Below are 15,394 nucleotides of genomic sequence, written 5' to 3'. Positions count from 1 at the left end.
TAAAGTTAAATGTAGTGCACGCAAAATAAAATCAATACTCACAAATTATAATATAGGTTAACCTTTACGTCAACGTAACTATTTCCTTTTTTATATTGATTTATGTTATTTTGAATATAGAGTTTTGGAATACAACGTTTTTTTAAAGGGAGATTTTTGAAATGACGGGTTTAAAAATAGATGAAGTAGCAAAACAAAGCGGGCTGACAAAACGGACCATCCGTTACTACGAACAGATCGGGCTGCTGTCTTCACCGCCCCGCAGTGAGGGAGGGTTCAGGCTATATTCACAAGACCATGTTAATTTTTTGAAGAAGATTACAAACGCCAAAGAAGTGATGGGTTTTTCTCTTGCTGAACTTCAGGAATTTATTAAGCTCAGCGACATGCTCGAACATCAGCGGCATGACTACAGACAGGTAAAGGGTACAGAATTGCAAAAAGAAAAGCTTGAAAAGGTTCTTCATACTGTAGAAGAGCAGTTAAAGCTTTTGGAGCAGAAAAAGAAGACTATCTTAAAGGTTGAAGGTGATCTGGTTTCTCTCAGGGACCGTGCAAAAGCAGCACTTATTCGTTTTGAAGAGGAAAAATAAAAAAGCCAGCAGACAGGCCGGCTGATGAAACAATTCGTTTAATGGGTTTGTTGGATGACATTTCCCTCTGACGGAATGGGATTTTCCCTGAGTAATCGAGCAAAGTGATACAGGTTGTACCCCATAATTTCGGCATGCTGCATGGTAAATTCATTTTCATATCCTTTTGCTTCAATATAAGAAGGTCCAGGGCCAGCTTCTCCTACCCAATAGGTGTCAACATTCGGGGGGATAGTAAAGCCGATGTGTGAGAGTGCATAGATCACGGAGCGGCTCACATGTTTTGCCCCGTCCTCATTGCCCGTGACTACAACTCCGCCTACTTTATTATAGAAGATATATTGACCTTGCTCGTTGGTTTCGCTGCTTGCTCCGTAAAGACGTTCGATCAAAACGGTGGTCAGACTGCTTTGCTGACCAAGCCAGATCGGAGAACCAATAACCAAAATATCGGCTTCTTTTACTTTTTCATAAATGACAGGCCATTCATCCTGATCGCTGATCGCCTCTCCCGTAACGCCATATTCGATATTATAATCAGCAAGTGTAACAATTTCTGTTACCATTTCTTTTTTATCAAAAATTTTCACCACTTCATCAATTAAAGCCCTGGTATTTGACGGTTGATTGCTTTTATTTAATGTACAATTAATCACTAGTGCCTTCAAAGTCATTCTGAGTTCACTCCTTGTCCTCCATTTTTACTTCTATATCTGTACCCGTTTTTGTTTTATAAAAACATCGAGCCGTTTTATACAAAACATCAACACAAACAAACCGCAGGCTTCCAATAGGCCGCCTGCGATGGGATATCATTTTTATTTAATTTACGCCAACATTGGTCCAGGCTGTTTTTACTGCATTGTATTCCGTGCTGGTGCTTCCGTATAAATCCGTTGTTGCACTAAGTAATGCGGCACGTGCACTACTGAAATTGGTCGATGGTGTCATGTAGCGGGTCAGTGCTCTGTAATAAATTTTCTCGGCTTTCGCTTTTCCAATAGCAGTAATCGTATTGTAGGCGGCTTTGTTAGGAATTCCGCTGTTCGTATGCACCCCGCCATTGTCGCTTGACGTGTTCACATAACCGCTCATGTGGTCAGGCTGTCCGTAAAGTTTTGGATTGGATAAACTGCGCAGACCGTCTCCTGCTGTGCCTGGTGTATAAACATCTTCTCCCATCAGCCAGTCGTTTGGATCAAGGAAATAGCCGAACACATCGGACATGGATTCATTCAGCGCCCCGGACTGATAAGAGTAATTGAGTCCGGCTGTACGTTCTGTTACCGCATGCGTTAACTCATGTGCTACAACATCAAGAGCTCCTGATAGTGGACGGAAGACCTGTCCATCTCCATCCCCATAAACCATCTGTGAACCATTCCAGAACGCATTGTTATAGCCGGAGCTATAGTGAACAGTAGACCTTATGGTAGAGCCTGCATTGTCAAAGCTGTTGCGGCCATGCGTATTTTTATAATAATCATATACTTTGCCGGCATAGTAGTTGGCATCTACATCCGCGCCCTGGTTGGAGGCGGTCCAAGCGTTGTTTGTATCTGTTGAATAAACACCGGGAAGGCTTGATCCGTTTCTTGCTGTATACGTCTCAATCACACCAGACATGGCTTTAGTAGTGTCATACAAATAGTAGGTGCCGCCAGAAAGGTAGGTGTTCAGCGTTTTATTGTCGCCAAGAACACCGTAGCCTGAACCGGTAGTAGGTCCGTCACTATTCACGGCGTTAAAGCTTTTCAGGACTTTGCCGCTGTTCGCATCTACATATACCTGCCAGTTTGCAGGATAAGGATCAATGAATTGAAGCGCCACCCGGTAGGCGAGCTTGAATTGATTTTGGTCCTTGAAGATGATCAGTTTTGACTTTTCGACCGTGTCGCTGAGCTTTGCCCCTTTAAAAGCAAGCGGTTTGTTTTTCTCTTTTTTCGGCTGTTCCCCGATATGTTTCCAGGCAGCATTTATCGCGTTGGTTTTGGTGAGTTTTTTGATTGATTCTATATTTTCAGGAAGGTTGGCATGAACATCTCCATTAATCGCCGTGATTTTTCCTTGTTGATCGGTATGGACCATGAACACTGCTCCATCAACAGGTACTCCATTGATGGATTGGTTGAACACATAATGGGTCATGCCCAGGTTGTCCTTTTCTTTCGAAATGAAATTAAGATGATGAGTTGCATTGAATTGAAATAATTGTTTATTGCTGTCAATAAAGGCGAGGACGTCTTTCTCGGTATGGTATGTACCTTTTGAAAGTTTCCCTGCAATAAAGGAAGGAATGGCTTTGTCCTTGGATGTGGTGACTTGGACTTGAGGAGTAAGGGTTTTGCTATTCTCATGAAGAACAAGTTTTTGTGATTTTGTTCCAGGTTCGTTGGCTGCTGCTGCCTGATAGGCGGAACTGAACAACAGACCGGCAGATAGTAAAGCAATGAAACCTTTTTTCATAAAATACCCTCCTAATGTTCTTTATAGGGGGCGCCCTTACTCACATAATAGCACAGGTGAATATTTACGGTATTGGGAAATAAAGTACGATTTTCTATTAAATTCCTATATCTCCGGCAGGTTGTTTTCCCAAGTGTCAAGACACCAAAAATAGAGTATAATTTTTTGTCATATTTCATCATAAATATTGGTTTGTCGGAAGCCGTTGGAGGAGAATGGTAGAGTGAAGAGGATGAAGAAGATTATGCCAGGAGAGAGGAAGTTCTTCTTGGATTTAAAAAAAAGCTATTAGCCAAAGATAAAGGATTTTAAGCGACAGTACGCCGTAATTGGGCAATGCTGTTTTTTTATAATCATGACTTTTTTCCTAAAAATAATATAAAGATATAATTATTCCCATAATCTCTTTAAACGAAACCCGAAATATGTTATAATTTAAAGAATCAATAAAAAATATTTGGGTTTTTTCGCTTTTAGCCCCTCATATTGGAAAGGGGATTGATGACCATGAATCAATCTAAAATTCAAGAGATGTTGGTCGATTTAAAAGCAAAACAGTACATTGAATCAGAAATAACCCACACACTAAGTCAAAATAACATTCCTTTACTTTCAATCAGCTACAGCAAAAGAGAACATGTTTTTCAACTAAAATATACCGACAATCAAGAAATCGTTTCATTTGCAAACGTAACTGCCGCAATGGATGCGATAACCGCAGAATTTTGCAGACATAAATGAACACCGTGCTTTCACGGTGTTTTTTTTTGGATAATAGGCGGGATTATATTACTAGTCTCGGGTTATGGTATAATCAGGCGAAATTAATTATAGAAAGAGGCAAAGCATGCTATCATTCGAAGAAAAAATAGAACTTATTGAAACCCACTTTCCACAATTGACCAGGAAAAATATTTCACTCGGACGAGTCAATTACCACTTGGAAGAAAGTAAAAGAGATAAGAAAATAGTCGTACAGCAGCTGCATCCGAACGGAAATGGCTTTGTTTATGCAGGCCATCTCGACCGCCGGCAAAAGAATGACAAGGAATTGGTTAATATTCGCGACTACAGCTCAGAGGACCTTATTTCACTCATTTCAAATTCTATAGACTATTTAAGCAGCGAAAAACCAGTGGCTGCAACTGAACCGGAAATCCCTGTAAAAGAAACATGGACAGGCGGCGCCGACAATGAAAGGCTTCTTCTCGTACATGAGGATGAACTATGGAATATTTATGCAGGCCTGAATCTTGAAGCGGCGTTTGAATCGTATATAGAAGCACATGATTATCTTGTAGAAGAAGGATTTGAAAAAGTTTCAAGCACCTCCCGCTAGACATCCTTTAATAGGGGAAACTTTTTATAGAGAGATATTTCATTTTACAAGGAGTAATTTAATGAATAAAAATCAAGAATTACATCAATTTCTTTTAAAAAGGGCCAGGAATCTGACCGAGGAATGGTATAATTCTCTCGATAAAACCAGCACTTCCGGCGTGTATACTTCCAATGATCCAACAGTGATAGAAACGCTGAAAGAACAAAATTATGAATTTCATATTCATTTATGCGAGGTTCTTGTAAAGCCTGAGGAGATTTTCTTTAAAGAGTTTGAAGAGTGGATCATAAAAATTGCCAAGGACAATGAGCATCTGCGAACACCTATCCATTTGATCATTAAAGAGTTCATGAGGGTCCGCCAGCAATATTTTGATTATATCAGTGAGTTTGCCGCATTAAACAGGGATACATTGCATCAAGAGGAAATTGATGAATGGAACCGTTTGATGATTAAGGTGTTTGATTCTGTCATGCTGCAATTTATCGAGGAAACCCATAAATATTCCACCGATCGGCTGCGTGCCCAGCAGGAACTGTTAAATGAATTAAGTTCTCCCGTGATTTCATTGAATAATGATACAGCATTGCTGCCTCTTGTTGGGGATGTTGACACAGCGAGAGCCAAATTTATTCTAGAAAATACATTGAACCAGTGTGTACAAAAGCGGATCCGCCATTTGTTTATCGATTTATCAGGGGTAGTCATGATCGATACGATGGTAGCTCACGAACTGTTTCAGCTGATCGATGCCCTGGATCTTGTTGGTGTAAAGACAACATTGTCCGGAATCCGACCGGAGATCGCTACAACTGCGGTTCAACTGGGACTGTCCTTTGACCGTGTATCGGTAACCTCAACGCTGGCCCAGGCGATTGATATTAAAAACCAGGGAAAATGAATACTTAATCACATATAACAACAGCATTTACATTTCGTAATGCTGTTTTTTTGAATTTATAAACCAAGAGGGTATGATATACATAAAGAAAAAATTCAGGCTTTATAAGGAGGAACTATGGAATTAAAAGGGATACACCACGTTTCTGCGATTACGGCAAAGGCAGGAAAAAATTACGACTTTTACACAAAGGTACTGGGCATGCGCCTGATTAAGAAAACAGTGAACCAGGATGATACCTCTGTTTACCATTTGTTTTATGGCGATGAAAAGGGCAATGCCGGAACCGAATTAACATTCTTTGAAATTCCGATGGCAGGAAGAAACCATGATGGTGCCAACAGCATTTCGGAAATTTCGCTTCGGGTAAAAAATGATGAAGCTTTGAACTATTGGAAGAACAGATTTGAAAAAATAAACGTGGTACATGAGGAGCCTTCAGATCGATTTGGCCGTCTCTCGCTCGCCTTTAAGGACGATGAAGGACAGCGTCTTTTACTTGTATCAGACGAAACCAATACAGGAGTTTCTGCCGGTGTGCCCTGGGACAAAAGCCCGATTCCAAATGAATACGGCATCACCGGTCTTGGACCCGTCAGGCTGACTGTACGCACGAAAGAGCTTACAGAGGAAGTCATTACGGAACTTTTGGGATTCCGCAAAAAAGGAGAATACCCGTCGTTTCAACCCGGCCAGCCGGATGTTGTGGTATATGAAACAGGCGAAGGAGGCACAGGAGCAGAGCTTCATATCGAAGAACGGAAGGACTTGGCCCCTGAACGCCTTGGAAGAGGCGGGGTGCACCATGTTGCTTTCCGCGTCCATGATGAGGAAGAGCTAAAAAAATGGATAGAGAAAGTCCAGAATGCCCAGTTTCCAAATTCAGGATTTGTTGATCGGTTCTACTTTAAGTCGCTTTACTTCAGGGAATTAAATGGAATTTTGTTTGAACTGGCCACAGACGGTCCTGGATTTGCGACGGATGAAGATCTGGAGCATCTTGGGGAATCACTGGCCCTGCCCCCATTTCTTGAACCCAAACGTCAAGAGATTGAGGCCAGGTTGAAACCGCTGGATACAAAATTAACATAAATTCACGGTATGTGTTTCCTTTCTTTGTATCATATTAACTCTATACAAATGATAAAGGAAGGGATAACGATATGACGACTATATTATATATTACGGCACATCCCCATGATGACACACAATCCTTCAGTATGGCGGTTGGAAAAGCATTTATTGAATCTTACAAACAGGCCAATCCTTCTGATCAAGTTGTTCATCTGGATCTGTATAAAGAAAATATTCCCCACATTGATGTGGATGTGTTCAGCGGCTGGGGAAAGCTTAGAACGGGTTCTACCTTTGATCAGCTATCACAAGATGAAAAGACAAAAGTACAGCGGCTTTCCGAACTGACCGATCAGTTTGTTGCTGCAGATAAATACATTTTTGTAACGCCTCTGTGGAATTTTTCATTTCCTCCCGTTATGAAAGCCTATATTGATTCTATTTGTACGGCAGGAAAGACCTTTAGATATACGGAACAGGGACCTGTTGGACTGCTTACAGACAAGAAGGCACTGCATATCCAAGCCCGCGGAGGCGTCTATTCGGAAGGGCCTGCGGCAGGACTCGAGATGGGCCACCGTTACATCAGTGTGATCATGAACTTTTTTGGCATTCCTTCGTTTGAAGGCTTGTTTGTGGAAGGACACAATCAATTTCCCGAACGGGCAGAAGAGATTAAGCAACAGGCCATCAATAAAGCAAAAGAAATGGCACAAACCTTTTAACTTCATCAAAAAAGCGAAGGCGTATTCTGCCTTCGCTTTTTATTTAGGTGGAGAACCATTCTCCTTTTAATGCTTTAATATATCTTTTGGCAGATCGTTGGACCGATTGAGAGGCATTTTCCGCCACAACTCTGTGGAACGCGTTGTATAACCGGTTAAAAGGTATGGACTGTGCAGTGCTGGCCATGCGCTCCACGGTGGAAGCCGGAAGTGGAATCAAGTTTGGATAACTGTACATGAAACTGACCCAATTTCTGTCTGCTGCCACCTGGATGATGTCTCCGGTCAGAAGGACTCCTTTTCCTTCATTTCCTTGAGACCAGTGGACGATTGCTCCACCTTTATAATGGCCGCCCAGCCTGTACAGGGTAAGCCCATCACTCAGCTCGAGCGTTTCCCCGGACCAAAATTTTATCATTGGGCTTGAACGTGTGACCCACTCTTTGTCATCTTCATGGATATAAATGGGTGCTTCAAATGCTTCCGCCCATTCCACCTGGGTGGAATAATAATGAGGATGAGAAAGAGCGATGGCATCAATCCCTCCTAATTGCTTGAGGTACGCTATCGTGTCGTGATCAAGATAGGTCAAACAGTCCCACAACAGGTTGAAATGATTACCCTGTATAAGGTAGGCTGTTTGCGAAATCGCATAAGCCGGTTCGGTATGTATGCTGTACAGGCGTGGTTCATCTTCTTGTATGGTATTTTGAAAATTACGCTCTCTCATCTCTTGCAACGTGATCCATGACTGCCCCTGGGGTGAAACATATTGTCGTTCCTCTGTGCAGATGGTGCAGATTTCAGGAGGGTGTTCTGTTGGCGGATATTGGACCCCGCAGGTGCTGCAAATATACGGCTTCATTCGATCATCCCCTTTTTTTATTTCTGTCTGCTTTGATTATAAAGTAAAAAACCTGTATTGATAAGCAATTACTGGCAATGGGAGCATTACATATTCCACCCCAATATACAAAAACTAACGACAGAACAGGGGTGGTTTGATGAGTCAGACAAAATGCAGCTCTCCCTCCGGCCAAAACAGCCGAGGCGGGAATTTAACATGGTGGCAGCTGTCGTTAATGGGGATCGGATGTACCATCGGAACAGGGTATTTTTTAGGATCTTCAATCGGAATTATGATGACCGGTCCATCCATTGTCATTTCTTTTGTCCTTGCTGCACTTGGCACGTATATTGTTTTTAATGTATTGGCAAAGATGACAGCAGAAGATCCGCAAAAAGGATCCTTTTGCGCCTATGCAAAAAAGGCATTTGGCCATTGGGCTGGGTTCAGCTGCGGCTGGAACTACTGGCTCTCCAATATCCTGGTCATGGGCAGCCAGTTGACGGCACTTTCCATCTTGTCGCGCTTTTGGTTTGAACAAGTACCTTTGTGGGTTTTTGCCTCAGGGTATGCGATTCTTGCTATCATCGTTGTATTAACCGGGACCAATGGCTTTGACAAAGTTGAGAATATCCTTGCCGTTGTAAAAGTGGCGGCTATTTTAATGTTCATTATTATAGCAGGGGCAACGCTTCTTGGCTGGCTGGATGGCGATGTCAAAAAGCCAGGTCTTCCTGACAGCCCAAGCGATTTTTTTCATGATGGATTTCCGGGGTTTTGGTCTTCGCTGATCTACGCATTTTATGCGTTTGGCGGCATTGAGGTCATCGGGCTGATGGCCATGCAGTTGAAAAAGAAAGAAGACGGACCCAAAGCTGGTAAAGTCATGATGTTCGTTTTGGCTGCGATTTATGTGGTGTCCATGGGGCTGGCAGTCACCATGGTTTTTCAAGGGGCGTTTGACGATAAGGAAAGTCCGTTTGTGACCGCTCTTGACGATTACCATCTTGCCTTTTTTCCGCATGTATTTAATGGAGCGATCATTATAGCAGGTTTTTCCACCATGACTGCTTCCCTTTTTGGTGTGACCAACCTTCTTTGTACAATGTCAGAAGATGGTGATGCTCCGTCACTGTTCAGCAAGAAAATTAAAAAACTGAAGGATTTGCCGTTAGCCTCTCTGGGACTTGGGGCCGCAGGTCTCCTTGCTTCCATCATCACCGCATTGTTAATGCCGGGAAAGATTTATGAATACATCACGACTGCAGCAGGAATCCTGCTTCTTTATAACTGGCTGTTCATTATTCTTTCTTCCATGAAAATGTTAAAGCAGAAGATGTGGAGCAAAGTGTTTTCTGTTGTGGGGCTTCTTTTAATTTTGGCGAGCATCAGCGGAACCCTAGCTGAAAAATCGATCCGTCCAGGGTTTTATGTCAGCATCCTGCTTGCCGGCATTATTGGAATCGTGGCTTTTTTTATGCGGAAGGTATGGAAGAGAACCGAAACAAGCTAAATAATCCGGCATAACTGATCTTTTCCTTTGATACATATGAAAGAGGTGCAAAGGAGGAGATGAAGGTGGACCGGCAAACATGGGAAAAAAGCGCAAGGTTTGAGCATCAGTTTTGGCTCCAGGTACTGGGGGATCATGCGCGTTTCTTTTTGGATACCCTGGCTTCGAAGGAAACAAAAGAAATTGAAGCGGCCAAACGATATAAGGAAGGTTTCGACGGACTGCTTCAGCAGGCAAGAGGAAACGCGGATCTCACAAAGCTAACTGCTGCAGCGGAAGAAATGGCGACATCAATCAGGGATTTTAAGCTTCACATGATCAGGAGGCACCTGACAGGAAAAATAAGCATTCATCTTTCACCAACCTTTCTTAATCATATGGTGAATGAGGTGGAAGAGTATTTAGAAATCCTTAAGTATTTAAAAACGGAACAAATGCCGCCGCTCTACCATGAGCTCCATTATCATATGGTATGGCTTCCCGATGCTGCAGGACATGCAGGAGCCATATCCGATACGATGGATGCGGCAGAAAAAGATATAAAAGCGCGAAGCAAGGAATACAGCTCTCATTTTGAACAATTTTATATCAAGGCGGTAGAACTTGCGGGTTATTTAAGGACAAACCTGAAAGAATTTCCGGCCTTGAAGCGCATGAATCAAGAAGTGAAGATGGAGATTATGTTGTTCCGGAAATTTTTAAAAGAAATCGAGGAACTGGAACTTTCGCATGAGGTGCTCGGTACGTTTTCTGCTCTCATGGCCGATCATATGGCAAGAGAAGAATGCTATTATCTCACGAAGGTGGCCATGGCCTCGCAAACGACAGAACCGGGCTGCAATCCTGCAAAACCAAGGGTGGAAGAAAATTGAAAACCTCCTAAGTGGGGGCTTTTTTTTATGTTCATGCTATGTTGATCGTATTGAATGAATTATTTTCGCCTAATACAAAATAAAGGAAAAGAAATTGAAATAAGAATGAACTTATTTCATCATTTGGCGTCTTTTTAACTAGAAACCATTTTTCATAAAGGCAGTCTGTCCAGAAACGGGTGAAAAAAATGTGGACCAAGAACTTCAGCAATTAATCGTAAAAGCTAAGAAGGGAGACCAGGATTCCTTTTCTGAACTTATTCAAAGATATAAAGGAAAAGTGTTCCGGCATGCTTTTGCGATGGTCCATGATCAGATGGAAGCTGAAGATATTACTCAAGAAGCTTTCGTCAAAGCCTATTTTTCAATGGATCAATTGAAAGAGGAGTATGCCTTTTCCTCCTGGCTTACAAGAATTGTTACCAACCTTTGTTATGACCGGATAAAGAAGAGGGAGAAACTCCCACAGTTGCAAATCGATCCAGAACAAACAGAGTTAATGGCGGATACCCACTCGGAAGTTGAAAACCTGCAGTTGAGGATCAATTTGCAGCTTGCCATGCAGAAGCTTACACCGGAGCATCGCACAGTGATTGTTTTAAGGGACATCCAGGGATTTTCTTATCAAGAGATTGCAGAAATACTGGAAATACCAGAGGGAACGGTTAAATCCAGAATTAATATAGCCCGCAAAGAACTGAGAAAAGAATTGTTGAGAGGGTGATCGGGATGCATGAAGAAATACATGAACTTCTATCCGCTTATGTCGATGATGAGTTAGGGAAGAAGCAACGACAAGAAGTGGAAAGGCATATGAGTGACTGCGGGGAATGTAGGGAAGAAGTGGCTCATCTATTGGAATTAAAGGCTTTACTGTCATCTGCTTATGAGGAGTTTGATATGAAAAACAGCAACATGGAGCAAACGGTGATGGCCAGGATCCGTTTTGAATCTACACCTGAGACGCTTCTTTCCCGGGGAGGTATGGCTGCAGCTATTGCGGGGGCCATTGTTATGGCCGCTTTTCTATGGTTCGCCTCATCGGTTATTACGAAAGGGATTCATGTGGGGGTTACTCTTACTTCGATTTCCTTTAGTTTAATACGTTCAGCCTTTACCGTGGCGGGGGCTTTGCCAAATCTGATTGAAGTTTTCTTAGTGCTGGCGCTAATCGTGCTGATAGCATCAGGATGGTCTGTGCGAAGACTACTGGATACAAAGTCAACAGGGTGAGGAGGGCAGCGATGAAAAAGCACCGTATTTTATTAAGCATAACGATTGTTTTCATGATGGCCCTCACACTTGCAGCTCCAACCGTTTATGGTGCTGAAAAGAATGTGATCAAACAAAAAGAAGTGATGGTGCCCGCAAAGCAAAGTGTTGAAAATGTCATTGTTTTTGGACACGATGCGATCGTAAAGGGAAAGGTGAAAACTGCTGTCATTGTTATTAATGGAAATGTAGACATCAAGAAAAAAGCAAAAGTAAAGGAACTGGTCCTTGTCATTGGTGGACATGTCAAACAAGAAGCAGGTTCGAAGGTAACCGATAATATCATCGCCATGAATCTGAACAGTCCATCACAAAACAGCCTTTTTCTTGGGGGGCTGGTCCTGATCAGCGGCTGGCTGCTCAGGCTTATTGCAAGCATTGTGCTGGTTTTCTTAACGGTACTTGCCGGCGTGTCGCTTCACAAACGAACAAACAGCCTGGCAGAAGTAACAAAGGGACAGGCTCCACGTCTGATTTTATCAGGAGCTATTATCAGTGCCGCACTGTTGGTTGTAGGTGTATTGCTCGGTATTACGGTCATTGGAATTCCTGTCTCCATTCTGCTTTTACTTTTACCGGTACTGATATTTATTACGGGGCTGGCCGTCTATAGCCATGAAATAGCGGCCCGATTTTCCGGCTTGGAGAATAAAGCTCCATGGCTTCGATATTTGACTGGTTCTTTTTTGCTGGTGTCCTTGTTCAACTTTCCGATTATCGGCAGTATTTTCTTCTTTCTTCTCTTTTTTCTATCATTGGGAGGAGCATTTAAATTTCTGTTTGAACGCTTTCGAGCTCGTAAATAAGTAAGTTTAAGTCCCTGGCAGGATTTGCCGGGACTTTTTTTAATTTGTAATGAACTTTTTGGACGAACTTCCGTCTTTTTAAGTGTACAAGATTCATTAAATGAAATTTTATTTATAAAATAGGTGATGAAGAATGAGGAAAATATTATTTTTGCCGTTTTTACAGATGCCATCCGGCCATCATCAGGCCGCAGAGGCATTAATCGACATGCTGAAAATCAGAGAGAAGGATATTGTTTTAAAAAAAGTGGACTTGTTAAGCTATATGAATGCTTCCCTTGAAAAAATGGTGACTAAGACCTACTTGAAATGGATTAAACATTTGCCAGGTACCTATGAACTTATATATAAGAACTTTACGTATTCCACTATTCGAAGAGAGTCCTTTAAAGGATACGATCTGTTGTTTTTAAAGGCTATGCACAAGCTTTTGGAGGATGAACAGCCTGATGTGATTATATGCACGCACAGCATCCCGTCCTATCTCGTGAATGAGCTAAAACGAAAAGGGAAATGCCATATCCCTGTAATGAATGTTTATACTGATTTTTTCATTAATGACGTATGGGGAAGACAAGAGATTGATTACCACTTCGTACCCAATCAGGATATGAAAACAATGCTCATGGATGAACACCATATCCCTCAAGATAAAATCATTGTCTCTGGGATTCCGGTTCATGAGCAGTTCCAAAGAAAAGCAACGATTTTATCAAAGGGCAGCAGGAGGAAAGTATTAATCTCCGGAGGGAGCAGCGGTTTGGGTGATATTTATGAATTGATTACTGCCGCTGGTTCTTCCAACGCCTTTGATTATTATGTCTTGTGCGGAAAAAACAAAAAACTATATGAAAAGATCCGATCACTGGGTACGGCAAATATACATCCGCTGCCTTATATTTCATCAAGGAGCGAAATGAATGAATGGTATGACAGAGTAGATGCCATCGTTACAAAGCCCGGCGGAATTACGGTGAGTGAAGCACTTAGGAAAAACTTGCCGATATTTGTACACTCCGTACTCCCGGGACAAGAAGAAATAAATCTCGAGTACCTGGAGGAAAAGAATTTGGTTTTCCGGATCGATAAATCATTGCCGCTGGAATTTCAATTGAAACGGGTACTCCGAAATCAACCTGCCATGAAAAATTGGCAAGCTGCCAAAAATGCTTATGAGAAAGGGCTTGAAATGTTATCGCCTGATCAAATTACGAAATTTATCCAATCTTTGCTGGAGCCGGCTTTTACCTTGAGCCGTCAGGCTTAAAATCATTACATCAAGGCAGGAGTATATCGTATGTTCAGATGGAATCAACTAAAGGAAACCCAATATTTAACTGCGGCAGTAATTGTCCTTCTGATCTATCTTTCACCCCTGTTTATTCTTGGGGAAAATGCTCATATCCGCGTCCATGATAATATGGACTCCAATATCACGTGGTACAAGGAACTAAAGGAGAGTGGCCAGCTGCTTGGACCTCTGAATGCTGTCATTCCACAAGTGATCAATGGTGTGCCAAGAGATGCGTTTGATTCGGAATTCAGTGGCATTGTCTGGCTTCATACCCTCTTTCCATCGATGCTCGCTTATGCTTTTTCGCAGGCTATTACGCGGGTGATCGCGTTCATTGGAATGTACTTGCTTTTAAGGAAGCATTTCATAAAGGAAGAGGGATTAGCCGTTTTACGGGTAGGTGCATCCCTGGCTTTTGCACTTACCCCGTTTTGGCCATCGGGTATGCTCAGCACTCTCGGTATGCCGCTTGCATTATGGGCGTTTTTAAATATTCGAAACCGTACCTCCGGGTCGAAAGAGTGGCTGGTTCTTTTTTGTCTTCCTTTCTATTCGAGTTTTGTATTAGGTTTTTTCTTTTTTCTGGCTTTTATGGCTCTTTTATGGATGATTGACGTATATCGCAGCCGGCAGTGGAATGGGAGATTCCTGTTAAGCATCATTTTTATGGCAGGAATGTATTTGCTCACTGAATACAGGCTTGTCTTTTCCCTGTTATTGCCTCAGCCGCCGACCAACAGAAATGAATTTGATGAATCTGTTCTTGATGGTCCTTCATCCATGAAGCTTATGCTGAAAAATTTTCTTTTGGGCCATACCCATGTCATGACCATTCATACGTATTTTATCCTGCCACTGTTGATCATGGTCCTATGGAATTTGATAAAAGAAAACAAGTGGCGGAATGAAAAAACATTCGTTTACCTTATGATCTTAAATGTACTGCTTTCTGTATGGTATGGTTTTTGGTTCTACAAGGGATGGGAGCCGATTAAAGCCCATATTTCGCTTCTGCGGACATTTAACTTTTCACGTTTTCACTTTTTACATCCATTACTATGGTATCTCTTGTTTGCCATAGGGCTGAGAATTTTCTGGAAGGGTGGAGGGAAAGGGAAAAAAGCCGCTGTTGTATTCCTGATCCTCCAGCTGACTCTGCTTTTTACCTTGAACGAAGAAGTGCGGTATCGTATCGCTGGATATCCCTCGTTTAAAGAATTTTACTCTGTGCAGCTGTTTAAAAAAATTGATACGTATATTGGAAAACCAAAAAGTTCCTACCGGGTGGCAAGTCTGGGGCTTCACCCCGCCATCGCGCAATACAATGGTTTTTACACAGTGGATACGTATAACAATTTTTATCCACTTTCCTATAAACATCGGTTCCGTTCCATTATTGCTAAGGAATTGGACAAAAGTCCAAAGCTCAAAAGCTACTTTGATCACTGGGGAGGCCGCTGTTATTTGTATTCAGCGGAACTGGGAGAACATTATGATTATGAGAAAACATCCACAAAACAAATTCATCAGCTTCAATTAAATATCCAAGCCTTTAAGAAGCTGGGAGGCCGGTATATTTTTTCAGCTGTACCTGTTAAGAATGCCAAGCAAGATCACTTGGTATTGAAAAAAGTGTTCACCGATCCACATTCGGTATGGAAAATTTATCTTTACCAGACGAGATGATTG

General features: G+C 42.1%; 16 protein-coding genes. 13 read left to right on the top strand and 3 right to left on the bottom strand.

What is annotated here, in order from left to right; genetic code table 11:
- The first annotated feature begins 161 nt into the window (after positions 1–161).
- On the top strand, positions 162–593 hold the full coding sequence (locus tag DMO16_RS10200) for a MerR family transcriptional regulator (RefSeq protein ID WP_061967735.1): 432 nt from the start codon (positions 162–164) through the stop codon (positions 591–593).
- Positions 594–631: 38 nt separating this feature from the next.
- On the opposite strand, the gene DMO16_RS10195 is transcribed toward DMO16_RS10200, so the two are convergent.
- On the bottom strand, positions 632–1,267 hold the full coding sequence (locus DMO16_RS10195; protein WP_129477239.1) for a flavodoxin family protein: 636 nt from the start codon (positions 1,265–1,267) through the stop codon (positions 632–634).
- A 148-nt stretch (positions 1,268–1,415) separates the two neighbouring features.
- Complete coding sequence (locus DMO16_RS10190) at positions 1,416–3,059, bottom strand: M4 family metallopeptidase (RefSeq protein ID WP_129477236.1); 1,644 nt, start codon at positions 3,057–3,059, stop codon at positions 1,416–1,418.
- Positions 3,060–3,566: 507 nt separating this feature from the next.
- Between DMO16_RS10190 and DMO16_RS10185 the strand changes: the two genes are divergently transcribed.
- The 5 genes from DMO16_RS10185 to DMO16_RS10165 all read left to right on the top strand — a co-directional run bounded on the left by DMO16_RS10185 (position 3,567) and on the right by DMO16_RS10165 (position 7,101).
- Positions 3,567–3,800, top strand: coding sequence for a hypothetical protein (locus DMO16_RS10185; protein ID WP_129477234.1), 234 nt, complete (start codon positions 3,567–3,569; stop codon positions 3,798–3,800).
- Positions 3,801–3,906: 106 nt separating this feature from the next.
- Positions 3,907–4,398 carry a hypothetical protein gene (locus tag DMO16_RS10180; protein ID WP_061967745.1) on the top strand — a complete coding sequence of 164 codons (492 nt, stop codon included), beginning with the start codon at positions 3,907–3,909 and terminating at the stop codon, positions 4,396–4,398.
- 61 nt (positions 4,399–4,459) lie between these two features.
- A complete protein-coding gene (locus DMO16_RS10175; RefSeq protein WP_129477232.1) occupies positions 4,460–5,302 on the top strand; it encodes an STAS domain-containing protein in 843 nt (280 codons plus the stop codon).
- A 117-nt stretch (positions 5,303–5,419) separates the two neighbouring features.
- The gene (locus DMO16_RS10170) at positions 5,420–6,394 is read left to right on the top strand and encodes a ring-cleaving dioxygenase (RefSeq protein WP_129477230.1); all 975 of its coding nucleotides are present in this window, start codon (positions 5,420–5,422) and stop codon (positions 6,392–6,394) included.
- Positions 6,395–6,465: 71 nt separating this feature from the next.
- Positions 6,466–7,101 (top strand): FMN-dependent NADH-azoreductase, encoded by a 636-nt coding sequence (locus DMO16_RS10165; RefSeq protein ID WP_061967754.1) that lies wholly within the window; start codon positions 6,466–6,468, stop codon positions 7,099–7,101.
- A gap of 43 nt (positions 7,102–7,144) precedes the next feature.
- Here the strand turns inward: DMO16_RS10165 and DMO16_RS10160 are convergent, their stop codons facing one another.
- Complete coding sequence (locus tag DMO16_RS10160) at positions 7,145–7,966, bottom strand: MBL fold metallo-hydrolase (protein ID WP_129477228.1); 822 nt, start codon at positions 7,964–7,966, stop codon at positions 7,145–7,147.
- A gap of 139 nt (positions 7,967–8,105) precedes the next feature.
- Between DMO16_RS10160 and DMO16_RS10155 the strand changes: the two genes are divergently transcribed.
- The 7 genes from DMO16_RS10155 to DMO16_RS10125 all read left to right on the top strand — a co-directional run bounded on the left by DMO16_RS10155 (position 8,106) and on the right by DMO16_RS10125 (position 15,391).
- Positions 8,106–9,461: an amino acid permease gene (locus tag DMO16_RS10155; protein ID WP_061967760.1), complete on the top strand. Its 1,356-nt coding sequence runs from the start codon at positions 8,106–8,108 to the stop codon at positions 9,459–9,461.
- Between the two features lie 65 nt (positions 9,462–9,526).
- Positions 9,527–10,333, top strand: coding sequence for a DUF2935 domain-containing protein (locus tag DMO16_RS10150; protein ID WP_241840528.1), 807 nt, complete (start codon positions 9,527–9,529; stop codon positions 10,331–10,333).
- 190 nt (positions 10,334–10,523) lie between these two features.
- Positions 10,524–11,057 carry an RNA polymerase sigma factor gene (locus tag DMO16_RS10145; RefSeq protein ID WP_129477224.1) on the top strand — a complete coding sequence of 178 codons (534 nt, stop codon included), beginning with the start codon at positions 10,524–10,526 and terminating at the stop codon, positions 11,055–11,057.
- Positions 11,058–11,062: 5 nt separating this feature from the next.
- Positions 11,063–11,566, top strand: a complete 504-nt coding sequence (locus DMO16_RS10140; protein WP_129477222.1) for an anti-sigma factor family protein — start codon at positions 11,063–11,065, stop codon at positions 11,564–11,566.
- 11 nt (positions 11,567–11,577) lie between these two features.
- Complete coding sequence (locus DMO16_RS10135; RefSeq protein WP_061967771.1) at positions 11,578–12,411, top strand: hypothetical protein; 834 nt, start codon at positions 11,578–11,580, stop codon at positions 12,409–12,411.
- Between the two features lie 133 nt (positions 12,412–12,544).
- Positions 12,545–13,678 (top strand): MGDG synthase family glycosyltransferase, encoded by a 1,134-nt coding sequence (locus DMO16_RS10130; RefSeq protein WP_129477220.1) that lies wholly within the window; start codon positions 12,545–12,547, stop codon positions 13,676–13,678.
- Positions 13,679–13,708: 30 nt separating this feature from the next.
- Positions 13,709–15,391, top strand: a complete 1,683-nt coding sequence (locus DMO16_RS10125) for a DUF6044 family protein (RefSeq protein WP_129477218.1) — start codon at positions 13,709–13,711, stop codon at positions 15,389–15,391.
- The last annotated feature ends 3 nt before the right edge of the window (positions 15,392–15,394 follow it).

It is taken from the genome of Fictibacillus sp. S7 (genome assembly GCF_004127935.1).
Lineage (GTDB): Bacteria > Bacillota > Bacilli > Bacillales > Fictibacillaceae > Fictibacillus_C > Fictibacillus_C enclensis.
The sequence above is the reverse complement of the archived record's forward strand: the minus strand, read 5'-3'. Positions and strand labels throughout refer to the sequence as shown.